The 25,163-nt window shown below is 39.5% G+C and carries 18 protein-coding genes; 9 read left to right on the top strand and 9 right to left on the bottom strand.

The genetic code is table 11. The annotated features are described in order from the left end of the window. Positions 1 to 273 precede the first annotated feature (273 nt). From ACSLUK_RS04180 to ACSLUK_RS04170, 3 genes are all read left to right on the top strand, one after another. Positions 274 to 918 (top strand): TorF family putative porin, encoded by a 645-nt coding sequence (locus tag ACSLUK_RS04180; RefSeq protein ID WP_448547259.1) that lies wholly within the window; start codon positions 274 to 276, stop codon positions 916 to 918. 64 nt (positions 919 to 982) lie between these two features. Then, positions 983 to 3,307, top strand: a complete 2,325-nt coding sequence (locus tag ACSLUK_RS04175; protein WP_448547258.1) for a methyl-accepting chemotaxis protein — start codon at positions 983 to 985, stop codon at positions 3,305 to 3,307. A gap of 248 nt (positions 3,308 to 3,555) precedes the next feature. Further along, positions 3,556 to 4,086 carry a hypothetical protein gene (locus ACSLUK_RS04170; RefSeq protein ID WP_448547257.1) on the top strand — a complete coding sequence of 177 codons (531 nt, stop codon included), beginning with the start codon at positions 3,556 to 3,558 and terminating at the stop codon, positions 4,084 to 4,086. Between the two features lie 126 nt (positions 4,087 to 4,212). On the opposite strand, the gene ACSLUK_RS04165 is transcribed toward ACSLUK_RS04170, so the two are convergent. Continuing rightward, on the bottom strand, positions 4,213 to 5,232 hold the full coding sequence (locus ACSLUK_RS04165; protein WP_448547256.1) for a phospholipase A: 1,020 nt from the start codon (positions 5,230 to 5,232) through the stop codon (positions 4,213 to 4,215). A gap of 373 nt (positions 5,233 to 5,605) precedes the next feature. Continuing rightward, positions 5,606 to 6,034, bottom strand: a complete 429-nt coding sequence (locus ACSLUK_RS04160) for a DUF6491 family protein (RefSeq protein WP_448547255.1) — start codon at positions 6,032 to 6,034, stop codon at positions 5,606 to 5,608. 266 nt (positions 6,035 to 6,300) lie between these two features. Between ACSLUK_RS04160 and ACSLUK_RS04155 the strand changes: the two genes are divergently transcribed. Next, positions 6,301 to 8,340: a CapA family protein gene (locus ACSLUK_RS04155; protein ID WP_448547254.1), complete on the top strand. Its 2,040-nt coding sequence runs from the start codon at positions 6,301 to 6,303 to the stop codon at positions 8,338 to 8,340. Next, the gene (locus tag ACSLUK_RS04150) at positions 8,337 to 8,813 is read left to right on the top strand and encodes an arginine repressor (protein ID WP_448547253.1); all 477 of its coding nucleotides are present in this window, start codon (positions 8,337 to 8,339) and stop codon (positions 8,811 to 8,813) included. Before ACSLUK_RS04155 ends, ACSLUK_RS04150 begins: the two co-directional genes overlap by 4 nt. A gap of 185 nt (positions 8,814 to 8,998) precedes the next feature. Here ACSLUK_RS04150 and ACSLUK_RS04145 read toward each other — a convergent pair whose 3' ends face one another. Beyond that, entirely contained in the window at positions 8,999 to 10,123 is a 1,125-nt protein-coding gene (locus ACSLUK_RS04145; protein ID WP_448547252.1) for a hypothetical protein, read from the bottom strand. A gap of 204 nt (positions 10,124 to 10,327) precedes the next feature. Next, positions 10,328 to 12,916, bottom strand: a complete 2,589-nt coding sequence (glnD, locus tag ACSLUK_RS04140) for a [protein-PII] uridylyltransferase (RefSeq protein WP_448547251.1) — start codon at positions 12,914 to 12,916, stop codon at positions 10,328 to 10,330. Positions 12,917 to 13,260: 344 nt separating this feature from the next. Between glnD and ACSLUK_RS04135 the strand changes: the two genes are divergently transcribed. Continuing rightward, positions 13,261 to 13,749 (top strand): MarR family winged helix-turn-helix transcriptional regulator, encoded by a 489-nt coding sequence (locus ACSLUK_RS04135; RefSeq protein WP_448547250.1) that lies wholly within the window; start codon positions 13,261 to 13,263, stop codon positions 13,747 to 13,749. Positions 13,750 to 13,836: 87 nt separating this feature from the next. On the opposite strand, the gene dgcA is transcribed toward ACSLUK_RS04135, so the two are convergent. The 4 genes from dgcA to ACSLUK_RS04115 all read right to left on the bottom strand — a co-directional run bounded on the left by dgcA (position 13,837) and on the right by ACSLUK_RS04115 (position 18,749). After that, the gene (gene dgcA / locus ACSLUK_RS04130; protein ID WP_448547249.1) at positions 13,837 to 14,841 is read right to left on the bottom strand and encodes an N-acetyl-D-Glu racemase DgcA; all 1,005 of its coding nucleotides are present in this window, start codon (positions 14,839 to 14,841) and stop codon (positions 13,837 to 13,839) included. Positions 14,842 to 14,853: 12 nt separating this feature from the next. Then, positions 14,854 to 15,861 (bottom strand): N-acetyltransferase DgcN, encoded by a 1,008-nt coding sequence (gene dgcN, locus ACSLUK_RS04125; RefSeq protein WP_448547248.1) that lies wholly within the window; start codon positions 15,859 to 15,861, stop codon positions 14,854 to 14,856. A gap of 232 nt (positions 15,862 to 16,093) precedes the next feature. Continuing rightward, complete coding sequence (locus tag ACSLUK_RS04120; protein ID WP_448547247.1) at positions 16,094 to 16,969, bottom strand: LysR family transcriptional regulator; 876 nt, start codon at positions 16,967 to 16,969, stop codon at positions 16,094 to 16,096. Positions 16,970 to 17,030: 61 nt separating this feature from the next. After that, complete coding sequence (locus tag ACSLUK_RS04115; protein WP_448547246.1) at positions 17,031 to 18,749, bottom strand: Na+/H+ antiporter NhaC family protein; 1,719 nt, start codon at positions 18,747 to 18,749, stop codon at positions 17,031 to 17,033. Between the two features lie 298 nt (positions 18,750 to 19,047). Here ACSLUK_RS04115 and ACSLUK_RS04110 point away from each other — a divergent pair, with 298 nt between their 5' ends. From ACSLUK_RS04110 to ACSLUK_RS04100, 3 genes are all read left to right on the top strand, one after another. Beyond that, on the top strand, positions 19,048 to 22,053 hold the full coding sequence (locus ACSLUK_RS04110) for a TonB-dependent receptor domain-containing protein (RefSeq protein ID WP_448547245.1): 3,006 nt from the start codon (positions 19,048 to 19,050) through the stop codon (positions 22,051 to 22,053). Positions 22,054 to 22,164: 111 nt separating this feature from the next. Beyond that, positions 22,165 to 23,319, top strand: coding sequence for a M14 family metallopeptidase (locus ACSLUK_RS04105; protein ID WP_448547244.1), 1,155 nt, complete (start codon positions 22,165 to 22,167; stop codon positions 23,317 to 23,319). 1 nt (position 23,320) lies between these two features. After that, entirely contained in the window at positions 23,321 to 24,892 is a 1,572-nt protein-coding gene (locus tag ACSLUK_RS04100) for an N-acyl-D-amino-acid deacylase family protein (protein WP_448547243.1), read from the top strand. A 47-nt stretch (positions 24,893 to 24,939) separates the two neighbouring features. On the opposite strand, the gene ACSLUK_RS04095 is transcribed toward ACSLUK_RS04100, so the two are convergent. After that, positions 24,940 to 25,107, bottom strand: coding sequence for a hypothetical protein (locus ACSLUK_RS04095; protein ID WP_448547242.1), 168 nt, complete (start codon positions 25,105 to 25,107; stop codon positions 24,940 to 24,942). Positions 25,108 to 25,163 lie beyond the last annotated feature (56 nt).

Here is a 25,163-nt window from a genome sequence, read left to right as displayed (position 1 = left end):
CTTAATCAATGCTGAACATTCATAACTGAAGTTTATACGTTTGCTCATAATAAAACTGTTGAAAATTTGTAAGCACGTTGTATTTACTAGCCCAACTCATATATTGTTGCTTTTTTCATCGTTATTCACTTTGTGTTACATATTCATTAAAGAAATATAAAAATAGTACTTACACTGTAACAAAATTGTCATTATCATAGCCCGCGAATAATTATCATTTAACGGATGAATTGATGAAGTTCGTCCAATAACTATAAAATCTGGGTATTTCTAATGGACAAAAGAGTATCACTTTTTCTCGCTGCTATCGCAGCCACACCAAGCTCAGCTTTCGCTGTAGATATTTCAGCAAATGTCGGAATCACAAGTAACTACGTTTGGCGTGGTGTAACACAAAGCGATGACCATGTTGCGGTTTCAGCAGGCGTAGATGCTTCTCATAACAGCGGTATTTACGGTGGCATTTGGGCAAGTACGGTTGACTACAACGACGATACAAACGCAGAAATTGATTTTTATACCGGCTACCAGTTTAAAGCAAACGGTTGGGATTTCGATATCGGCTATATCTACTATGGCTACCAAGGCAATAATGATTTAGCGTTCAGTGAGTTTTATTCAAAGGCTGCTATCAACAATATTGAGTTTGGCTATTCTGTACTGGCTGATAGCAAATCTGGTGGCGATTTCGGCGATAGCCAATACTTTGAAGTTAACTACGAATACGGGTTAACAGAAGAAATAAGCCTAGGGTTGCACGCTGGGTATGCTGAATTTGATGACGCTGAAAACTATCAAGATTACAGTATTTCATTAAGTGAAGGTGGTTTATCAATTACGTATAGCAAAGCGACAGGTTTTGACGCGATAGAAGATAATATCTTATTTGTTAGCTATCAAATGGATTTTGAACTTTAGTCTGCTGCGCCACATAACACATGTGGCGCTATTGCGACTAGACATATAAAACTAGGAACAGCCGATGACAATTAAAAAGAAACTATTGTTGCAAGCTTTACTGCTTGCACTAGTACCCACGCTAATCACCGCCGTAATCATTACTTATCAAGCCAATCGCGCTACATTTGCTGCGCTTGAACACACAACACAAAGCCAATTGACTTCGTTGCGTGAGCTCAAAAAAGCACAAATTGAATCTTACCTGCACACCATTGAGCAACAGGTGTTGTCAATGACATCTAACGTGGCAATACAGCAAAGTGCTAAAGCCTTTACTGAGTCTTTTCATCAAGCGCCAATCGCTAATGATTCTCTAACAAATGCCAAATCAGCGTTAGGTAACTATTACCAGAATTCGTTTGATACCACTTTTCAAGCCAAAAACCCGGGGGTTAATAACTCGTCTTATAGCAAATTAAGTGCATTAGATAATAAGGCACTTTATTTTCAAAACCGCTACATTGCTCAAAACCAACACCCGCTTGGAAACAAGAACAAACTATTTTCTGCGGGTGGTGAAGCTTACGATAAATTTCACTCACAATACCACGGCATGTACGCAGACTTTTTAACACGCTTTGGCTATTACGATATATTCATTGTTGATGCTGCCTCCGGTCATGTCGTTTATTCCGTATTTAAGGAAATTGACTATGCCACGTCTCTTAGAACAGGGCCATTTGCTAACAGCAATTTAGCCAAGACCTTCAATAAGGTGATCAACAACCCTGCGAAAAATACCGCACAGCTTGTTGATTTTGAAAGCTACTACCCTTCATATAATCAAGCGGCTTCATTTATTGGTGCGCCAATTCTTGATCAAAACAATGCGGTACAAGCTGTATTAATATTCCAAATGCCAATAGATGGCATTAACTCAATAATGGTGAACAACCAAGATTGGCAAAAAGTAGGTTTGGGTGCTTCAGGAGAAACCTATCTTGTAGGCGCTGATAAAAAACTAAGAAGTGAAAGCCGATTCCTGATTGAAGACAAGAAAAATTATATCGCTGCGCTTATTGAGTCTAAGTCTCAACCTAATGTTCAACAAATAAGTGCAAACAATTCAGCGTTAGGCCTGCAATACGTGAATACTCCAGGTGTTGAGCAAGCACTATCTGGCCAATCAGGATTCGAAACTTTTGCTGATTATCGAAACGTTGACGTGCTATCGGCTTATACACCGATACAGTACGGTGAATTTAATTGGGCTCTTATGGCGGAAATCGACGTAGAAGAAGCTTTCGCAGATGCTGTGGCGTTAACCAATGATTTATATTTTTATATGTTTTGTTGCTTGGTTATTGTTGGTGTAATAAGTGTGAGCGCGGGTCTAATTAGCGCAAACAGACTAACTAACCCGATAAACGTGCTAGTACACCGAATCACTGAAATTTCACAAGGTGACGGAGACTTAACGGTAAACTTATCGCTAGCTAAACGAAAAGACGAAATCGGTGCTGTTGGCAAGGCATTCAATCATTTCGTTGGACAAATCCGTTCCATCATTGCCGAAATCGATCATCATGCAACACAACTGGCTTCTTCGTCAGAAGAGCTCTCTGCGGTGACAAACGAAACAAATAGCATTGTTATTAAACAAAAAGACAAGACTGGCGTAACATCGAATGTTATGTCTGAACTCAATGAAAATGTGGGTGAGATTGCCGATAATTCAGGATTAACAGCTCAATTAACTCATCAGGCTAATACAGAATCCATTAAAGGCGCTAACTTAAGCCAAGATGCTAAGAACGCTATTGATTCACTTGTAACATCTGTTGACTCTGCGGCTGTGGAGCTGAATCAACTAAACGAACAAGTAGAACAGATTACTGAAATCCTCACCGTAATCGACAGCATTGCAGATCAAACTAACTTGTTAGCTCTAAACGCTGCGATAGAAGCTGCTCGTGCGGGTGAATCTGGTCGAGGTTTCTCGGTTGTCGCTGATGAAGTCAGAACGTTGGCTGCGAAGACGCAAGAATCAACGGTAGAGATTCAAAAGCGCATATCAGCGTTAAAACTGTCGTCAAACAACTCCGTGAGCGCAATGGAGAATGCTTCGCTTGAAGCAAGAAAAGGCATTACCCTCGTTGAACATACAGCTAATAGTTTGCAGACAGTGTCTCAGTTAGTTGCCGATGTTAGCCAGAAAAATGCAGCAAATGCAGAAGTTGCCAAGCTACAAAGCGACAGCGTTACCAATGTGCATCAGAACATCATCGACATAGCCCAGTACACTGAGAATACATCAAGTGCTTCGCTTCAAACGTCACAGGCATCAAACGAACTCGCAAAACTTGCAGTAAATATGTCTTCAATCGTGCAGCAGTTTAAGTTCTAACTTTGCTATAACTCTCAAAAATACTGAATGTAGGCGTCTATGTTCAGTATTTTAACTTCCATCTTCTCCATTGCGCTGTACTCTAACAATAACATTATAGTTTGAACTACCAAGCAACGTTTCTATATGCTGACTATCGTACTATCAATAACTTAAAATAAAGTTTTACTTTAAACTACTTTAAACTACTTGAATCTACAGCTCGCACAGTTAAGAATAGTCTTATACCTCATTTAATAAGGATGCTAATGAAAAAGCTCAACACCTTAACAATTATCGTGAGCGCGCTAGCCTTGTCAGCCTGTGCACAAACAGCACGCGAAGCATATTCATCGCCAAATGAACGCCCGAAAGTATATAACGCTTGCGAAAAGATAGATGCCCTTGTTAACGAGCATGGCAATAACTTTGAGCGGGTGAAAGGAGACAAGATTCAGACACGTCTCAGTAATATCTGGAAGGCAAAACATCACCTTGTCGGACAAGATTGCCAAGTTTGGTCGTGGGGAGCTAATCACTCGACTTATTCTTGTAGTACGTCAGCTCCTAGTAAAGAGGTAGCACTGGAATATTTTAATAATGCGAAAAACACGGCAGCCCAATGCTTAGGAAAAGCGTGGACGCTTTCGGAAACACAACGCGTTAATGATGATGGCCTCAAGGCTGAATTCAGTCACCCAACCATCAATACTGTTATTGCGACGCACATTGTACCAACTAAAGGGTTGTTTAATTCTGAATGGACCGTGTATTACTATGTTGGCAGTGACAGAAAGTAACACGTAACTGAAGTCATATCGGCGTACCCTACTAACAAATGGCTTTCGGCATAACGCTGTTTATGTGAAAACGCTGTCGTTAAGCGCCACTTTTAAATCTTTATAAATGGCGCTTAAGTCTGTTCGTTACAGAACATTATTAAGTGCGATACCAATACCAAACCTTGTTTGCTTATAGTTATAGTCAATCATACTTTCACCATATCCTGTAAACGCGGTTGCGTATCCACGCAATTTTCCCCAAAGCGGAAATGTAAAACCTAACTCCAGAGAACCGTGATGTTCTCCAAAGTTTTGCCTACCTCCAAGACTAAATTCATAGTCATCCACTTTATAAACCATACCTAGTTGAAAGTGCCCCATATAATGGTCGATATCTGGATTGTCGTCCCCATCAGGGTCTAGCGGGTGCTCTTTTTCGTCTTCATTAATACGAATCCATGGTTTAAATGACAAAGCAAAATCGCCTTTCTCAAATAAAAAGCCAGCGTATACACGATTCCAACTGCGAGACAATAATTGACTACGGCCGTTAGATTGATGCTCTACCCCCAACACAAACCCAGTATTACCTTCAAATGGATGCCACTGTAATGGTGATAGATAAAAAAGTTCAGGACGGTAGTTTGTTTCTCTAAATGGTTTTGAAATGTTGTCTGAATAGACTTGCCACCACGCTTCCAACGTAAATGCGAACATGAGTGCATCACCACGCGTAAAAATATCACGGTGATTTAACGGTGCTTTTAAGCTCAACTGGAACTTTGACTCAATATCAACAAGATTGTCAGCATAGCCTTCAACGTGATCATAGGCTGCTTTGTTTATTTGGTTCGTTGTTAATACCGGTAAAACGTAATTCATTCGATGAGGCGTGATCACGTATGGGTCAAATGCCGTGCGACGCTCTTTTAACATACGTTCCGAAATCGGCCCTTTGGAATGCTTTGTGGGCTTGCGTTCTACAGATGCACTATCAACAACCTGACAAAGCATGCGTATTTCAGCGATAGACGTGTTTTCATCCATTGAGGACACTTTTTCGATAACACAATCGTTATCTAACTGAGCTTCTTGTGCATGTGTTACTGGTAGTGCAACGGCAGATGCTATCAAGAGCGCCAGCGATGATTTATTGAACGTCATATCATATTCCTTAGAGTTACAACGCAATTAAACGCAAGACTAACTTACAAAGACGTTGATTTTAATACAACTCTAATTCGCATACTACACCCATACGTAGATAAAGCTGGTTAATATAATCATCTTACCTATTGGTTAATTTAATGAATGGTTTCGTTTTAGCATGCGCAAATGTCTGCTTACTCGATGCAGGTATTTGCATGTGTCTGTTGTGCCGTACGTGAAATTTTGGCAATAAAAACACGCATGCGCTTTTGGTAACGATGATTAAAATTAAACGCCGGCAAATGAGAAGCCGGCGGGATATTAGACACATTTAATAACTCAAACAAGGTTACTCTATAAAGCTTAAAACATGTTATTAATTAGCCGTTTATTTACTTTCCGGCGCTGTGCTTTCTTGGGTTTGTTCTTTAAGTTTGTCAGGGTACCATTCCTGAATTTTAGTGATTCTACAGTGCAGTCCTTTAAAATCCTGAGAATCTGTATACAACTTGTCATGCTTAGTAATACAATGCGAAGCAATCTTGTTTTCTATCCCAATGGCAAAATTTGCCCATTCAGGCTGGCACGCCCCCACAAGGCTCAATTTATAAGATTTTTTGTGGCTTAAGTTAACAACAAGTGCGTTCCTGTCGTTATCGACTTGACTCCAACCTCGAATATGTCGAATTGAACATGCACGATCGACCTCTGGACCAATTCTGGGATCATCTTCTATTGCTACTGTTGGTTGATTTTCTGTCGTAGCGCAGGCCGCAATGACGCCCGTTAACAGTATAGAAATAATGACTTTTCTCATAAATACCTCTTCAATATTTAATCCATATAGCTACTAGTATACGCCATCAGCAATAATAACTAGGTAACTTTTTGTAATGATTCAACATTTAATTGTTCCTTAGGTTGTATTGCTGGTTTCTCATGCACAATTACTCCGTGCTTTACTGGCACTCCGTAATCGTTTGATTGCATACCCTGAAGTTATGTATGCTCGACATATTTGCATAACTTTTTCAGTAAATAAAACGATATACTCAATTAATCAATTGTGAATGAGGTAAAACGATGCGTTTTTGGGCAATAATTTCAGTCATGCTTTTGTGTGCCAATGTGACTTTAGCCAAGCAACTTACAATAAAAGCCAACATTGTAAATGAGTCTGATCTTCCGATTAGCTCAGCTTCGATCGTAATCAATGGTCAGGAGGCATTTTCAAGTGATTTAGGTATCTTTGAATTTCCCATGCCTCATCAAAATACCGTGAAAATTGAAATTCGCAAAGAAGGCTATTACCCAAGAATTCATACATTTAGCAAAAGTGAGCTTCAAAACAGCTTAAACAGTAAACTCAAATTTGAATTGATTGAACATAAGCAAGCACGCGTAATGTTTGCGTTTGGCGGTGATGTGATGTTGGGGCGTCGATACTACTCCCCTCATTTTAACGAAAGCCCTGCGATCAGCGAGCACAATCAATTAGCCGATAGCAAAGCGTTATTGGAGCAAGTAAAACCTTATCTTGAGATTGCTGACATAGCTGTGGTCAACTTAGAAAGTCAAATTGCAGATCAACAACCTGAACAACGCGCCAAAAAATCAGTAACATTTTTTTCTAAACCATCACTAGTTTCAACATTAAAGTGGGCAGGTATTGATTATGTAACATTGGGAAATAATCATACTTATGACTACTTGGACGAAGGCCTTAGTTCTACGCTCGCTGCTTTAGAAGGCGAACAGCTCCCCTATTCTGGTGCGGGCTTTACTGAGCAACAAGCGCTAAAACCATACCTATACAACATCAATGAAAATCAATTCGCGCTGTTAGGTTTTGTTGGGTGGCAAGGGTCATCAAAAATTAAACAAACAGCTACAAATTCGCAAGGCGGTGCTGCATATGGATCGCTGGCTAATATTACCAAAAGCGTACAAACTGCTTCATCTAACCGTCAAATTCCGATTGTGCAATATCATGGGAGCTTAGAGTACACAAACGAACCTACCGGTGTTACAGAACAGCGATTAAAAGCCGCTTTAGATCAAGGAGCCGCGTTAGCGATTGCACATCACCCACACGTAACACAAGGTATTGAGCTATATAATGAAAAGCTCATAGCCTACTCCATGGGAAATTTCATTTTCGATCAAAATTTCAGCTCGACACAACAAAGTTTTTTACTATACGTTTGGCTGGACAATGGAAAATTTCATCGCGCTGAAATTGTCCCATTGTATATAAAAGGATATAAACCGACACCGGCGATCGATGCCGAAAGAGTAGCTATACTAAAACGTATCAATACGCTCTCTTCTAAACGAAACACACCGCTGCGTGATCATCAAGGTCATGGCGTTATTAAGCTTGAATATGGGCGTCCGGTTCAGAATGAAGAAACTTCAATCCCTTTAGATATTAAAGTAAAAACAATCCATTCTTTGCAGGATCTTCCGTGGAATTCTACAGTCAATCAAGTCATCTCGAAAGACGACTCTTTGCAATATCGACTCGGTACAAATCTTATTAGCGGCAGCAATTTTGCAAGTCATACATGGTTCAATGCAGTAGAACGAGGTTTCCTATTAGATAAGAAAGTAGCAACGGCTGATAAGAATTCAAACATGTTTGAATCGATTCGTTTACCGTTAGACTCCTCTCAATGGCTTGGCATGAAATATTTTAGGCGCGTGTATAAGCCAAGCAATCCAATGACGCTAACAATGGATGTGAAAACAGACGCCAACGTGACTATTAATGTTTATTGGCAAGGAAGAAAGACTAGACAAAAATTATTTGATGCGCTCGAGAATAGTCCTAAAAATTTGATAAAAACTATCAAAATGAAGGCACAAGACAAATGGCATCATCTTGATATTGATTTCAACTCTCCTCGCATTGGATACCGTAGCTATCGTGTGCTTGTTGAGTTTGTATCAGAACAAGGTGACAACAAATATATTCAAGTGAACAACTTTTCACTACTTGAATGGCAAACGGCGTTTCAATCTAAACAACAACCCACATTCTTTAACGATGAAAGCCGAATGGCAACTCATATTGGCTTCAATAAGAATGCTGACCACCAAGTGATTTTGGTCGCAAAATGATGTTAAGAAAGCCGCGTTCCTCTTCTTGCGGTATGTTAGAGAAATTTAAAGAGCTGTTGTCTGAAAAACAATACGGCTCACAAAAAGCGTTGATTCGCGCCTTAACCTCTTTAGGTTTTGACGATGTTTCTCAAGCTAAAGTGTCGCGCATGATCAACAAAGTTGGAGCCGTCAAGATTAGGAATCAATTTAACCAATTGGTTTACTATCTACCTAATGCGGTTCCTTTTCCAAAGACTGGTCAGTCGATAGATTCACTGACAATCAAGTTAAGACGCAATCAGACGCACATCATCATTAAAACCGTTTCAGGAGGCGCTCGCATTATATCGCGCTTAATCGACGCCTTAGGTGAAAAACAAGGCATACTTGCAACGATAGCCGACGACAACACGGTTTTAGTCATCCCCACTTCTACAGAACGCATCGAGGAAATTATGACACATCTAAGCAACCACTTTAACGTGGCTTAGTACGTGACTCAGACACTGTTTTAGCACCTTAAAATTTCATCCACCTAGTTTTAAGGATGAAACACAGGTGATGGCCAAGATAAACCAATGTGAAAAGTATGTACTTAATCTGTTAGATGCGAGCGGCAGGATTTAATCAAACCTGACAGCGTATTGGTGTCAATTACAACTCTCACCAACTGCCATTAAGAGCAAGGATTGTAATATTCATTTTGTGACCGAAACATAGCTTCATTTACTATATTTTGAGTTGAGTCAATAGCATTAAACAGAGTTAAATTATCCAGCCAATGCTGAAATAAAGACTCATCATATTGAATTAGCGCTAACGTTTTTTGGTATTCATCAGATCGAATTCGCTCATGAATTAGTTTTATTTTTTCTGAAGTCTCTTGAAGATACTGATCATCTTTAAGATAGCTAAACGCGATTTTTTGTAAGTTCAAACCTATCATAGTACCTATTTCAGTTTTACTATTTTTTTCCAGCTTTTCACCAATAGATAAACATACATGAGCATTTTCGCCTTTTTCACTAATACTTTGTTTACAAAAACTATGTATTGCAAAAAATCCTTTCATAATATTAGAACCTGTTGCTTGGATAAGCCTTTCTCTAACCGAAAGGTCCGAATGGTGTATTAGAACATTGTTATTAAAATGAATTTGCTCTACGAAGTAGTCATTAAATTCAGGTGCATTGCTAGCATTCTCTAGCGCCTCAACAACCCCATTAGAATCTATATTTTTTAGCCTCAATGCTGCAACATTAAGCCACAATGCTGCATTAGTTTTATCAGTAGCTATGATGTCAGACTCGGTTTTTTCATCACAAACATTTGCCGATTGACAGGCAATTAATAATGCCCAATTAGATAATTTGGAAGGAGTGTTTTGTTGATTATAAGTTCTTAACAGTACGGCTCTTTCATTATGTTCTTCAAGTTGTGAAGCCATAGCGTAATACAGCTGTTCTTCTATAATTGGCGAATTTTTAAGTTTATCAAAAAATGTTTCCAATTTGCTTTTAGGAAGCTCATATTCCTGACCACAAGACACAATTTCGAGGCGATGATGTTTAATCTCTTTAATTTCTCGAGTTTCAGTTATTTCCGGGTGCAATGAATCTGAAGAACTGGTTTTGAATGAAATAGGCTTAACTTCTTGATTAAAATTGTTTTGAATACCTTCGATATTTTTAGGGGTAGAATATTGATTAACTAAATGAGATTCGTTATTCACTAAAACGTAAAAATAACAACCAAAACCAATAAGTAATATTGCTGCTGAAAACTTGACAAGCCGACTCAAACCACGCTTCCTTTCTTATGTAGTCAAACAATTAATGAAGCGCAATTATTAAATAGCTAAAAATTTTTATCTACTGATACTTACACTTACCTTAACTAATTTAGAATCAATGTAAGTTAATTTATTAGATTGTACTTACTTCGAAGAATCGTAAATTAGACAACTCGATTGTTTCTTATTCGCGGTAAGATCAATTGGTCTGAGCTAAGCTATTTTATTGACCAAAGCATCCTGCAAATCAGTTTGTTGATTAGTGGTGATCGCTTGGTTATCTTTAGTAGAAATTAAAAATACGTTTTCACTACTTTCACCTAAAGAGCTAATTTTTGCTGAATGAATCATCAGTTCATTTTGTTTGAACACCTGACAAATACGTTCTACAAATCTTGGATCATCCAACGCATTAATACGAAGTAAGGTTTTTCCCTTCTTAGCTGATGGCAAAAATTCGATGGTAGGATTGTGTTCAAAATTCTCGACAAATTTTGGTCGCACAGGTTTTCGCAATTGCTTCTTGTTGGCTACTGTTTCTTGAATTCGCTTCGTTATTTGTTCTATTCGATATTTATCACGAATTACTTCATCATATTGGTCAAGAAACTTTATGACTTCTAATACTTTGTTATTCTTCGTCTTCAAGATCTTGGCCGACTTCACTCGTACTTTCAGTGTTGCAAGCGTATTAAATAGATCTACAAATAACATGCTGCGGTCACTGGCGTAAACCAGCAAGTTATTACAACCAAAGCTGGCATCTTCATTGATTGAGACAACAGTATCATCGGCACTAATAATTAAATCAGTAAAGTCAGACAGTTCTTCTGCTTGATGTTCGATAAAGAAACTTGATGGTAGTTCTGTCCAAAGGGTTAACACCTTGCTTTCATCAAAGCCCTTATCTGTTAGCAACTGCATGGCGTCTGCTTTGTTTTCTCTAATCACAGTTCGTTGTTCAAAAACGTTTTCAAGCCCTTGTTTTAAGGCCCGCCTCAATGAAAAATACAGCTCGTTTAAAAGGCTCTCCTGCCATTCATTCCACATCAGGTCATTGGTTGCCATCATATCGGCAACGGTAAAACAAAATAGCGCATTAAGTTTTACTTCTGTACGTACCGTTTTTGCAATTTTATTTATAACATCTGGATCATGAATATCTTGCGTTTGAACAGTTGATACCAACAAGTGTTGCTGGTTCACCAACCATACAATAAGGTCAATTTCAGATTGCTTGAGTTGGTGCAACGTCGCAAATTCACGAGCGTGGGCAGCACTAACTTCATTTGATTCATTTGATTGCTTACCTGACAAGTCATGGCACATTGCTGCAATTACAATCACATGTTTGGAAACATTTTGCTTAAATACACTACTTGCAAGTAGTTTTGATTTGTCACTAGATTTAAAGCTGTCAATATACTGAATTAACTTAAATGCGTGCTCATCAACAGTATATGCGTTATGCATGTCAAACTGCATCTGACCTTCAATTGCACGCCATTGGGGAAAGTAAGATGCCAAAATGCCATATCGATGCATTAGACTAAAAGGTAGTTTCAAACCATTTGCATGCTTCAAAATACGTAGAAACTCTATCCTGCATCCGTGGTAATCTTGCAACTCTCCTAATAATCCTCTTCGCGTTTGGCGAATTAGACGAATCGTTTCCGGTGCAATATTGGTTATCTGTGGATATTCGGCGATATAGCGAAAAAGCTTAATTACATTAGTCTTATCATAAAATACTTCATCAAAATTTGCTTGAATCATGCCATTGCAAATAGAAAACCCATCGTCAATGTGCGTAACACTGGCATTTGATGACTGCTCACATATTTCGCGCAAAAATACATTACAAATAATTTGATTTAATTCGCGAACTCTAGTCATTGCTCTAAACAACTGACGCATCATTTTCTCAACGGCCAATTGCGCATTATTGCCATGCCCAAATTTCATAAACTCTGCGACATCCAATTGATGTTCAAACAGCAAACGCTCTTCCGCCCTATTTGCAACTGAATGTAATGCCCAACGAATTCGACAAATAAAATCGTATGATTCTCTCAATTCAGTGTATTCATCTTGCTTAAGAAACCCTAACGACTTAAGAGCGGCCGCATCAGCTACGTTGTAGTGCTTTCGTGCTATCCAAACAATCGTTTGGACATCACGCATACCACCAGGGTTATTCTTTAAGTTAGGTTCTAAGAAAAGTGCAGTATTTTTGGCTTTTTCATGACGACTGTTTTGTTCGTCAATTTTGAATTCAAAGAACGATTCACTTGTCCATAGGTTGTTTTCATAAATCAAGGCTCTAATATCACGTGCATGTGCTTGATTACCGTGCATTGTTCTAATATCCAACAAATTAGTAGCAATGCTAATGTCTGATTTTGCAGCTTCAATATTTTCTGCCGTAGAGCGAACGGCGTGGCCAATATCGACAGAGAAGTCCCATAAAGCGGTTAAAAACGAAGAAATCCCCTGCTTTTCATCTTCGTTTAACGCTTTATCATGCAGTATACAAAGATCAATATCTGATTTGGGATGTAAAGTACCTCTGCCATAGCCTCCAACAGCATTTAGGGAAATATGTGGGCGGTCAAGGTTAAACGATTGCCAAAGTCTGACCAACAACTGGTCGAACATTTGCGCTCTGGCCGCCTGCAAGTCTTGAATAGACATATCGAAAAATTGAGCGTTTAGCCACTGGTCGTATTCAAACAAAAAGGCTTTGATTTCTTTGGGGTTAGACAGATTGACGTTGTTTGTATCCATAAATTGAAGCGACATATCCTAGCTACAACCTCCTATTTTATTACACAGTGGCATTCAGTTTTCTCAGAAAGGTGCGACGTGAAATAGATTATCATAGACAGATCCCTTATTAAATTCCGGGCAAATACTATCAACTCTAAGTATAAATTTCAACCACCCCACTATTAATCGCAGTAGTTTCTAGGTAAAAAAGACAAGTTTGAGCACAACATATTAATTAGAGTTAAAAGCTTTATCACAGTCTCGGCATTTCAATGTAACGCTATGCAATCGATATTTATTTGAATTACCACAAGGCAGTAGCTATGAAAGGTAGTTTGCATTAGAATCATTCTCAAAAGACTTACTACCTAACCTATATGGAAAAACACGAAGAGCTACTAATATCAATACGCAAGGTAATACGCGCAATTGATTTGCACTCTAAACAACTTAATAAGTCATCTGGGCTCACTGGGCCACAACTCTTAATCATGCAGGAAATTTCCAAGCTTGATGGTGTTACTGCTGGCCAAGTCGCAAAGACGATTAATCTTAGTGCTGCAACGGTGACAAATATACTGGATAGATTAGAAAGTAGATCTTTAATAAAACGTGTACGAAATGCGCAAGATAAAAGAAGAGTTGATCTCTTTTTAACACAACAAGGTAAGCATTTATTAGTTGATGCTCCACAACCTTTGCAAGAGCATTTCATTAAAAAATTCAGAGATCTAGCGGATTGGGAGCAATCACAGTTGTTGTCGTCAATGCAAAGAATTGCGTCAATGATGGATGCGGAAGACCTTGATGCCGCGCCGGTACTTGAGCTAGAACCTATGCAACGAAGCAGTGAAAAACAATCGTAAAATTAAACAAATAACCTAAACCTAAGCTTCTCGGCGATTTGCCCCGATTGACGGGGCAATTCACAAACAAAGATTACCCAATTGCACTTAACGATAGTGGTTGTCTGAAATCCCTCCCCATAACTTATCGTTTAGTGTACTCATATTTCCTTGTTGATATTGAAAACCGTATTCTCTGTCTTTCGCCACAATCAATGGCCCATCAAGATCAACATATTTAGCTTGGCTGGAAAGTAAAAAAGCTGGCGCCATCGCAAGTGAAGACCCCACCATGCACCCAACCATAATTTCAAAGCCGCATTCAATAGCGTCATTGCATAGTTTAAATGCTTCGGTAAGACCGCCTGTTTTATCGAGCTTTATATTAATAGCGTCATATCGCCCTTTTAGATACGGCAAGTCTCGACGCGTATGGCACGATTCATCAGCACACAGCGAAATAGGAAGATTTAAGTCTAATAAAGCATCGTCTTTTCCAACCGCCAACGGTTGCTCGATAAGTACTACGTTTAACGCTGCCAATGCGTCAGCACTATTAACTAAGTCATCAAGCGACCAGCCTTCGTTAGCATCAACGATAAATTGGCTTAACGGTGCTGCTTCTTTAATTGCCGCCATTCGGTCAACAATGTCTTGGTTGTCCAATTTAACTTTGATTAATTTAGGGTGTTCTAACTTTGCTGCTGCTTCTGCCATTTTCTCCGGTGTATCTATGCTTAAGGTTTGAGCCGTCACACACGAAGCCATTGATTGTATGTCTAACAAACGATGAACTGGTTTTTGGTATTGTTTCGCTTTTAGATCCCATTGAGCACAATCTAGTGCATTTTTGGCCGCTCCAGGTGCCATGGAAGAGAGAATGTTTTCAATACTATACCCACGCGATAATTTATGTTGAACATAAGTGAGTTGATTTACAACACTATCTCTTGTTTCCTGATACCGATTGTATGGAACTGATTCGGCTCGACCAATGTTTACGCCGTCAGACAAATGAACTTCAACAACTTCTGCCTTTGTTTTTGCGCCCCTTGCTATTCTAAATTCGCTCGCGAGCGGAAAATCTACTTGCACAATGCGAAGAGAAATCATAGTAAATATCCTCTAACATTGTTCTACTAAGTATTTAACAATCTCATGGCTGCCATCACGCACCGGATCAACACATGGCACATTGAATTCTTTTGCTAATTTATTGCAATATAATCGCCCTTCTTCAGTAGATACGCTGGATGTATTTACTGATATCCCGACTACTTTTACGTTAGGGTTAGTAAGCTTCGCTGCTGCTAAATTCATCTGTATTGTTTGCGCAACGCTAGGTAATTCAGTATGCGGTAATCCACGCATATGCTCACGATTTAGCGCATGGCAAATTACAAGGGCATCAGGCTGCGCCCCATGCAATAAACCTAAGCTTACCCCCGCAAATGCTGGGTGAGATAATGACCCCTGGCCTTCTATAACGTCCCAGTGATCATCGCTATTGTTTGGGGATAAACTTTCCGTAGCGCCCGCTATAAAATCAGAGACTACACAATCAATAGCCACCCCCTGACCAGCAATCAAAATACCGCTTTGCCCTGTTGCCCTGAAATCTGCGTTTATTTGTAGCTGCTTCATCGCTTTTTCAATGCTTAGCGAGGTGTACATTTTTCCCACTGAACAATCTGTACCAACGGTTAAGAGACGCTTACCAGTTCGTTTGACTCCCGTGCCTGTTTTAAAATGAGCTGTTGGATGGCGTATATCAATTAATTGACAATTGTGTCTTTTAGCAACTGCGACTATTTCAGGAATATCGACAAGTTTGTCGTGTAATCCACTCACTACATCTAGCCCTGATTCTAAAGCATCGATGATAAATGGATACCATTTAGCGTCTAACACACCGCCACTGTTGGCAAAACCTAATACTAGTGTTCTAGCACCATCTTTAGCTGCGCTTTCGATGTTAGTTTTCGGTAAACCGGTCGTGACCGTGCACCCGTCAACTTTCATCTCTCCAATACAATGATCTGGTCGCCAATCTGCGACTCCTCGCGCCATTTTAATCGAAAGTTCATCTGTCGCGTCGCCGATAAATAATAAATAAGGAGCTGCTATTACCATGTTGATTACCTAAAAAATACTGAATAAAGTCAGCGTAAAATCGTATATGGTCAGCTTATTAGCAATGGCTTGGGTTGAAAAATACTATGAATTAGCTACGCCATAACTTTAGGTTATACCTATTGGTATAAGTGAATCATTAGACATGTTTTTTTGAAAAACTTTGCAATCAATTAACCCACAAGCTAACTGAAACAATGGAAAAAAATAATCTTAGATCATGTGTACAACATTAAAGTTGTGCAATTAAGTATGGGATGAAATCTTCTGCCACCCTTGAAATTCCACGACTTTCTAAATGAGAAATGCTAACGTTGAACGTCAATTTAGGTTCAAATGAAGCAAATGCGATATCTTCAGCCGTATTGCCAAGCGCGGTAAACTTGTCTACGACACAAATACCAGCCCCCTTCGCAACCATTCTCGCTGCAATGAAGTAGGTTTGTACCTTAATCGTTGAGTCAATAGCAACATTTTCTTCCATCATTCGTGTCCACAATAGATCACCTAATGGCCCACTATCACTAATATCAATGAAGGGATATGGAGATAACTCAGTTAACGTTAATGCTGAAGGACGATTAGGAAACAGATGTTTGGGATACATTACAACGAGTTCAGACTCTGCACAGGGTTTACAGGAAATACCTGCCATGGCTGATGGAGAGAACAACATGGCAAAATCACATTTGTGTTCAAACAAAGCTTGCGTGACTTCGTCATTATGAACTGTTTGTATTGTAAAATTGACTTTAGGGTGTTTTTCTTGAAAAGCAGCGATTGCACTAGGCAAAACATCAAAACCTAGTGCAGGGGTAACGCCAATACAAATATTACCAAAATCCGTTTTTTTAATATTTTCTGCCGTATTTTTAATTGACCTCATCTGCTGATAAATTTTGTCAACTTCATCAAACAGCATCGATGCTTCATTCGTCGGAATAAGTCGCCCTTTTACACGCTCAAAAAGCTTGAAGCCTAACTGCAATTCAGCATGAGATAACACTTTACTTACCGACGGTTGAGAAACGTGTAGAATCTTAGCCGCATTGGTAATAGAACCTGTTGTATAAATGGCATGAAAAACTTCAATGTGTCTAAGTCGCATAAAATTTAGCCTAGTAATTATCTACGTTAAAGCGCTTGCTTAAAACTTAAGTGAATCCGCATTAAGCAAAAAGCACCGCACATGCAGTCCATAAACAAGCCGCGATTGATGCGGCAAATGTTGCAGGTACAATTTGTGATTTAACATGATCCATTAAGTCACACCCTGTTGTCATAGAGCTCAGTATAGTTGTATCAGAAATTGGTGAACATTGGTCACCATACACACTACCATTTAGTACAGTAGCAAAACATATCATCATGAATATTTCAGGATTATCTAATAACTGGTTTTGGCTTAGAGCCCATGCTAAAGGCATTGCCAAAGGAAAAGCTATGGCATACGTTCCCCAGCTAGTACCAGTAGAAAATGCAATTATCATCGTAATCAGTTGCAGCGTTACAGGTAATAGCCAATAAGGCAGCTGCTCACCAAGCAACGAAACTAAATAAAGGCCGCCACCAGTTTCCTTACTAATAAACCCTATGATGACTGCCAGCATTAGGATTACAGACGCTACAACAACGCCTTTTAAACCATTACCAAAGCCATCAATTAGCGCCGTCAACGACATACCTTTAGCCAATGCCACTGCCGCAGATAAAACGAGTGCGACACCAAACGCCCAATTTACCTTCGGAGAACCTAACGCAATGAAAGTGACAATAGCGATACCAATCAAAAATATTAAAGGAATTATAAACTCTAAAAAATGTGGATTGTACCCTTCAGGCACTTGGCTTGATTGCAACTCTTTAGCACTCAAAGGTTTGGCGTTAGGTGCATCCAATTGACCGGTTGTGTTTGCTCTGTATTGGGCTTCTTTGATTCTTCTCCCTGCAAACGTTGTAATATTTAAACTTAATAACAACGTCCCAAGTACCGCGAAAATACCGTAAAAACTAAATGGGATACTGCTAAAGAAAAACGCGATGCGATCAGATTCTGTTGCTAGAAAACTAACACCAGGAACAAATATCAATGCTTGTACATAAGCTGGCCAAGCATTGAATGCTATGACAGAAGCAATAGGAGACGCGGTTGAGTCAACTATATAACTCATTTCTTCGTGGCTTACTTTTGCTTTATCTGCAAGTGGACGCACAGTAGTACCAACAAGCACTGTGCTCATTGTTCCCCCTTGAAAAAATAGTACGCCCAAAAACCACGAGACAAGTTTTGCTGAACGAGGGCCTGTTACAAACCTTTCCGTCATCATGCTCGCAAACGCTTGTGCTGCACCTGTTTTAGACCAAATACCGAGCAGTCCGCCAAGTAACCATAAATAGAGAAGTAATAATGCCGCCGTACCTTCTTGTGCTAAATTGGGAATAATCACGCTATCGGTAATGTCATACTCACCTAGCATGAGTGCGCCCGTGACAATCCCTGAAAGTAATGCAGTGATAGGTTCTCGCGTAATTAAACACAAAGCGATCGTAATTAACGCAGGCAACAAAGACCACAAGCCAAAATGAAATGCTGGTTTTAATAACTGTAACTGCCCATTACTCATTTCAACCCACTGTTGCGCAATGGTTGGCTGCTCACCTTTATTTAGATTTTGTTGATTAAGTACGGAATCTTCGTAGGTAACTTCGCCATTAATAATGACCTCTGCACCTTTATATTTATATGCATTTTGCCCTTTATCTGTTTGATAAACATCATATATGTACGCTTGTTCTAGCCAAATCTTTTCAACTGATGTATTTACGTACAATGCTGATAACATTCCAACAATAAAGATAAAAAATGCAAATTGATTATTTACTCTCACAACAATTTTCCAATAGTTATTTAAACAGGTAACACGCTTATTTTTATTTGTACTACTTAAACAGCACTACATTGCATAACACAAACATGCGTTTATTTATATTTCGGTCTTACGTTAGCAATTTATTTGGGCGCTGTATTTTAGTTTATGCTCCATTAGCTATAACCTTAGGTTATAGGTTGCATATGAACTGTCAATTGTATCTTTAAACATTTTTGCGCATGGTAAATATGAAAATAAAAAACAGTAAGTTAAAACTGTGTTGTCACTAACTCTGGGAAACATAACGGTGAGAGTCATGAAAAAACAAGTAAATAAACATCACAAGCTATCGCGCCTTAGCTTGTGTTTAATTGCAGCCTTATCTCCGCAACTAGCGTTGGCTCAAGAAAGTAGTACTGAAAAAAAGATCACTAATGAAGAAATCGAACAAATTACCGTTGTTGGCTCCCAAATAAGAGGAGGTGCAATTAGTGAAGCACTAGCAGTATCGGTTATTAATGCTGAAGATATTGAAAACCTTGGTATTGACTCAGGTGATGAGTTGATGAGCATGATACCAGAAAACGGCCAAAACTTTTTTAGCGAAGCAGAAAATATTGCGGGTGGCGTAAACTCAGCTCGTGGCGATGTAGGTGCTTTTAATTTAAGAAATATGGGCACAGGAAACACGTTAGTATTATTAAACGGTAGAAGATTGGTAAATTCTGCAACTTATCAAACAGAAGAAGTTGGTGGCAGCTTCGTCCCTGTAAACTCTGCCAACTCTAATGTGATCCCCGTTGTGGGATTACAACAAGTCGAAGTGTTACGTGACGGTGCCTCAGCCATCTATGGTGCTGACGCTGTTGCAGGTGTAATCAACCATGTACTCAAGTCAAACTTTGAAGGCTTAACCGTTAAAGCCAAAGGCTTTCAATACGACAATTTTAGCCGCGGAAGCAAGACGCTGACAATTGAAGCAGGTAAAGACTTTAACGACGGCAAAACAAACATTAGTACGTTTTTTAACTTCTACGACCGAGACCGTATCAATTCACAAGACGATAAACGATGGTCAACGTCAGATTTTCGCGATCGCCTGTCTGAAGATTCTCCTTGGTTTGGCAATACTAGATTTCGAAACGATAGTGCTAACTCAAATTTCGGGCAGTTCGATATCGTGCCGGGCAATGAAGGCGCACTCGACGACAATAACCTAGTAGATTCAAACGGAGAGTTTGAGACTTACCCCATTGGAGACCCTCGATGTGAAGGTGGTTATGTGCTCAACGCAACCACTTGTGCGGCTAAAGATGGTCAAGGAACATACCGATACAATCTCAATGAAAATAGAGACCTTCGCTCTGATTTAAAACGATATAACACCTTTGTTTTTATTAATCATGAATTTGACAACGAAATTGAGAGCTTCACAGAACTTTCTTATTACAAGTCAGAAACAAACATGTATCGACACCCTTCTGCTTCATTCTCTAGCTCCAAGCTACGTGTTGCTGCAGAAAATTACTATAACCCTTTTGGTGTCGCTGGATCGGTCAATCGATTACCTGAAGAAATAACTGGAGAGTTCCCAGCTGAGGGGTTTGATCTGACCATCGACAACTATCGATTCGCTGAAGTGCCACGTATCGTTGATAATGATGGAAGTACCTATAGATTCTTGCAAGGGTTTAGAGGGATTATCGGTGAATGGGACTGGGAAAGTGCAGTTTCTCATTCAAAAGCTAAAAAAGAAGATATCACACGCAATCGTGTATCAAATACGTTGATGCAAGAAGCATTAAATGATCCAACGTCAGCTGCATATAACCCATTTTCTGGCGGTGTTAATTCTAATATTGAACGTGCTTTAATTGACGTTAAACGTGTTAGTGAAACTAAACTGACAACATTCGACATAAAATTTTCAAATGCAGATTTATTTGAACTTCCTGCGGGTATGGTCGCGTTTGTAGCGGGATTTGAATGGCGCAAAGAGAGTTTTAATGACGATAGAGATGATCGCTTAGACGGCACAATCACCTTTACTGATTGGGAAGGCGATACATATCCATTTGTTTCTGACGTCGTGAATTCAAGCCCAACGCCTGATAACAGTGGCAAGCGTCAGGTAACTTCACTGTTTACAGAGTTGCAAATTCCAGTACTCGATAATTTAGACGTTCAAGCCGCACTTCGTTATGAAGACTTTGACGATATTGACGAGAGTACCACTGTTGGTAAAGTTGCTTTCGGTTGGCGTCCAATTGATAACCTGCTTGTACGTGGTTCATGGTCAGAGGCTTTCCGCGCACCGAACTTAGTAACAGTCAATGAAGACATCGTATCTCGAACCAATACGCGTACCGATTGGGCTTGTCAGTACGCTGCAGATTTTGGCGGTGATCCGAATGAAGACACACTTGATTGTACAAACTCTATTCAACGTACTGCTGAAGGGAGCAAAAATCTAAAACCGGAGCAATCTGAAAATACCTCTATCGGTTTTGTATGGACACCAACTAACAATTTTACGGTGACATTAGATTATTGGTCTATCGAAAAAGAAGACACTATTGGTCTTTTTGGAGAAGAAAACCATACCTTGCTTGATTTAGTCCACCGACTAGAGCAAGGCAATCAAAATTGTGGGTCTAATAGTTTTAATAGTGCGATTGAACGTGAAGCAGTAGACGAAGGAGAAGTTGCATTTTATGAAGCGGCGGGCATTTGCCCTGCTGGCGCTATTAAATATGTGAATGACCAATATGCGAACTTAGATAAACGCACGATTAAAGGACACGATTTAGGTATCTACTACAACGTAGAAACGGAAATCGGAACATTTGATATCAAATACAATGGTGCGTTTTTAGATACCTATGAACAGGACGCAGGAGGCATGGCACAAACCTTAGTTAATGCACAAGCTTCAGGTATTTTACCAGCCAATTATCCAGTAGATGGTTTTGCTGATCTAATCGGAAAAGACGGAAATCAAGACGAACGTCATTCAGCTAAATTCCGTTGGTACAACGATAGCTGGGGTTTCTCACTTAACATGTTTAAAGTTGGAAGCTTCTATCAAAGCTCATTAACCTTAGATGACGGCACCAAATACATCGTTCCATCGATGACTACGTATAATGCAAGCATTGATTATAAGTTTACATTAGCTGGTGCTGATTCTCGTGTTCGTTTTGGTGTGAATAACTTAACCGACGAACGAGCTCCATTGGCCGATCGCTACTTCGGATACTTTGCCGATGCACACAGCGACTATGGTAGAGGGTATTATTTAGAAGTAAAAGCTTCCTTTTAAGTGCCTACGCACAGCGAGGATCATTGGTTTTGTTTCTCGCTGCGCTTACCACTTAACAAATGACAACGCGCTTAGCGTTATGTTTTAACATTGAAACAAAGAGTGTACAACATGAAGCGAATTTCAGTACTACTTGTGTTAGCTTTTTTCCAGCTTCAGGTAGAAGCATGCGAGTCTAGTAGTATTAGCATTAAAAATAATTTCCCTAGTGCCACATCTGCAGCGCTACTTAAACAATGTGCTATCAACCAAGAAAGCAATCATATAACGGTGCATATTCAGCCTGAAAATACGCCAATTAACAATAGCCCATGGTATGCATTTCAAGTAGTCAGCGAACAAAAACAAACGGTCACTATGACAATTAACGTTGAAAATGGCACTCAACGCTACGAGCCTAAAATTAGTTCAGATGGTAAAACTTGGGACAAAATAGACTTTAGTAAGAGCGAACAAAGCATTCACTTTGACTTGCCTCTTACCAAACAAACGCTTTGGATTTCAGCGCAAGAAATCATAAATAATCAAGATTATATTGATTGGGGCAATGCACTTAGCACTAAGCAATATATCAAGCATGAAGTTATCGGGCACTCTGTCCAAAACCGCCCTATCTATAAGCTCAGTGCATTAAATAAGAATACTAACGACTGGCTTGTGTTACTTGGTCGCCAGCATCCGCCGGAGATTACAGGTGCCCTCGCCTTGTTTCCTTTTGCATCGTCAATACTGTCTGAAGACAAGTTAGCCAGCACATTTCGAGAACGATTCAACATTCTAATTATTCCGAATATGAACCCTGACGGTGTTGAATTAGGATATTGGCGTCACAATGCAAATGGTATCGATCTTAATAGAGACTGGAAAACGTTGAATCAACCAGAGGTTAAAGCAGTTGACTCATTACTCAAAAAAATAACGGCGAGCGGAGGGAAAATTGCTATGGCGGTTGACTTTCATTCTACACACCAAGACATTTTTTATACTATGCCAAATAATTACGGCGTTGAGCAGCGCTATTTGGTCAATAATTGGCTTGGTACGCTAGATAAACAACTCCCTGATTTCAACGTAATCGAAAAGCCCGGCAACAATCCTAATGCAGGCGTGTTTAAGCAATACATTGCAGATACATACAAAGTACACGCTATCACCTACGAAATGGGTGATCATACAGATCGTCAATTTATTGAAGCACTTGCAATCGATGCAGCGAATACGTTGATGTCTACTATGCTAAAAGACAACACAACTAAGCGTCACTAAAATGAACAATAATTTTAAACAAACGGTTATCGCTTGCTTATTTACTGCGGGCGTACTAGGGTGCAAACACACAGCACCACCTATCATGGCAGATATCCTTATTACCAATGGCAATGTATATATTGGCGATGGTAGCGGTGAAAATTCACTTGATATTGCCATATGTCAACAACACATATGTGCCGTTTCACCGAAAAACTCGCAGAGAATCATCGCAAAAAGAACCATTGATGCGCAACACCTTGTCGTAAGTCCTGGCTTTATCGATCCTCATACGCATTCATTATCTGAATTACTGAGCGATACCCAAAATGTAAACCTTAATTATCTAACGCAAGGTGTTACAACGGTGATTAACGGTAACGATGGTGCTGGGCCCTTTCAAATCAGCGAAACAGCCAAAGCGCTGGAAGAAAATGGGATCGGCACCAATGTCGCCTTGTTAGCTGGACACAATACAATTCGCAAACATGTTATGGGGCTTGTTAACCGCGAGGCAACGCTAGATGAATTGAAAGCAATGAATGCTTTAGTAGATAAAGCCATGAGTGAAGGTGCTTTGGGCTTATCAACAGGGTTATATTATGTTCCTGGCAGCTACGCATCTACACAAGAGGTGTTGTCTCTCGCTAAAACTACTGCAAAGTATCATGGCATTTACGACACTCATTTGCGAGATGAAAGTACATTCAATATTGGTTTACTCGCGGCTATCGACGAAGCTATCGATATCGCACAGCAATCAGGCGTGCACCTTCACCTAGCACACATAAAAGCCCTTGGTGTTGACGTTTGGGGGCAAAGCGAGCAAGTTGTCGATAAAATATCCCGCGCACAAGCTAATGGTTTCAGTATTACAGCAGATCAGTACCCTTGGTTGGCATCAGGCACAATGCTACATAGTGCGATTATCCCTAAATGGCTCATGGCAGATTCAAAAGACGCTTTTCACTTGCGACTTAAAGATCCTAACCTACAATCAAAAATCGAAAATGAAATAACAGAAAATATTCGTCGTCGTGGAGGCGCTAGTGCACTGTTGATCACTGCATCTTCTAATGAGCACATTATCGGCAAAACACTTAAAGATATTGCTAATGAGCAAAATACTACCGCAGCTAAAGCGGCAATTGAGCTCGTTCAACAAGGCGATATTCGCGTTGCATCTTTTAATATGGCCGAAAACGATTTGAAACGGTTTATGGTGCAACCATGGGTAGTAACCTCTTCTGATGGCACTGATGGCCATCCTAGGAAATACGCCAGCTTTCCTAAAAAGTTTCACGATTACGTAAAACAGACTCCGCTATTGTCTATAGAAGAATTTATTATCAAAAGTGCTTCTCAAACTGCTGAGTTGTTGAATATTGGTGATCGGGGATTATTAAAAGTAGGTATGGTAGCAGACGTCATCATTTGGGATCCTAACAACTACAAACCAAATGCTAACTTTTCCAAATGGAATCAATTATCTACAGGTGTTCATAGTGTTCTAGTAAACGGCAAGTTAGCCATAGAAAACGGCGAATACACGGGTGTGCTTGCGGGTAGGTTTTTAAAGAAGTCTAGGTAACTAAAATTAAAAATAGCTGGCTAATAATAATTAGCCAGCCTGCTTGCTTAGTTATAACCAAGTACATAATATGCATTCGCACTTTCATTAAATTCATAGCGTGTTTCCTCTTCGTCAATTCCTTTTTTAAAACAGCTCGCTATTTTAGCTTTTGATGGTGCAGCACTTTCTTGATTTACCTGAATTGCTTCGTCTGTTGCTTGATCTGTATTCATTTTTTAATCCCCTCATTAAATTACTATTTAATAACTATGCAACGAATAGCAGTAGA

The organism is Thalassotalea fusca (genome assembly GCF_053485835.1).
This window is presented reverse-complemented; position numbering and strand designations above follow the sequence as displayed.

What these genes read in the sequence shown, in the direction of transcription:
- ACSLUK_RS04100 (WP_448547243.1), top strand. Translation starts at nt 23,321, where the DNA reads ATGAACAATAATTTTAAACAAACGGTTATCGCTTGCTTATTTACTGCG.
- ACSLUK_RS04160 (WP_448547255.1), bottom strand. Translation starts at nt 6,034, where the DNA reads ATGAGAAAAGTCATTATTTCTATACTGTTAACGGGCGTCATTGCGGCC.
- ACSLUK_RS04105 (WP_448547244.1), top strand. Translation starts at nt 22,165, where the DNA reads ATGAAGCGAATTTCAGTACTACTTGTGTTAGCTTTTTTCCAGCTTCAG.
- ACSLUK_RS04155 (WP_448547254.1), top strand. Translation starts at nt 6,301, where the DNA reads ATGCGTTTTTGGGCAATAATTTCAGTCATGCTTTTGTGTGCCAATGTG.
- ACSLUK_RS04180 (WP_448547259.1), top strand. Translation starts at nt 274, where the DNA reads ATGGACAAAAGAGTATCACTTTTTCTCGCTGCTATCGCAGCCACACCA.
- ACSLUK_RS04175 (WP_448547258.1), top strand. Translation starts at nt 983, where the DNA reads ATGACAATTAAAAAGAAACTATTGTTGCAAGCTTTACTGCTTGCACTA.
- ACSLUK_RS04095 (WP_448547242.1), bottom strand. Translation starts at nt 25,107, where the DNA reads ATGAATACAGATCAAGCAACAGACGAAGCAATTCAGGTAAATCAAGAA.
- ACSLUK_RS04110 (WP_448547245.1), top strand. Translation starts at nt 19,048, where the DNA reads ATGAAAAAACAAGTAAATAAACATCACAAGCTATCGCGCCTTAGCTTG.
- glnD (WP_448547251.1), bottom strand. Translation starts at nt 12,916, where the DNA reads ATGTCGCTTCAATTTATGGATACAAACAACGTCAATCTGTCTAACCCC.
- ACSLUK_RS04165 (WP_448547256.1), bottom strand. Translation starts at nt 5,232, where the DNA reads ATGACGTTCAATAAATCATCGCTGGCGCTCTTGATAGCATCTGCCGTT.
- ACSLUK_RS04150 (WP_448547253.1), top strand. Translation starts at nt 8,337, where the DNA reads ATGATGTTAAGAAAGCCGCGTTCCTCTTCTTGCGGTATGTTAGAGAAA.
- ACSLUK_RS04170 (WP_448547257.1), top strand. Translation starts at nt 3,556, where the DNA reads ATGAAAAAGCTCAACACCTTAACAATTATCGTGAGCGCGCTAGCCTTG.
- ACSLUK_RS04120 (WP_448547247.1), bottom strand. Translation starts at nt 16,969, where the DNA reads ATGCGACTTAGACACATTGAAGTTTTTCATGCCATTTATACAACAGGT.
- dgcN (WP_448547248.1), bottom strand. Translation starts at nt 15,861, where the DNA reads ATGGTAATAGCAGCTCCTTATTTATTATTTATCGGCGACGCGACAGAT.
- dgcA (WP_448547249.1), bottom strand. Translation starts at nt 14,841, where the DNA reads ATGATTTCTCTTCGCATTGTGCAAGTAGATTTTCCGCTCGCGAGCGAA.
- ACSLUK_RS04135 (WP_448547250.1), top strand. Translation starts at nt 13,261, where the DNA reads ATGGAAAAACACGAAGAGCTACTAATATCAATACGCAAGGTAATACGC.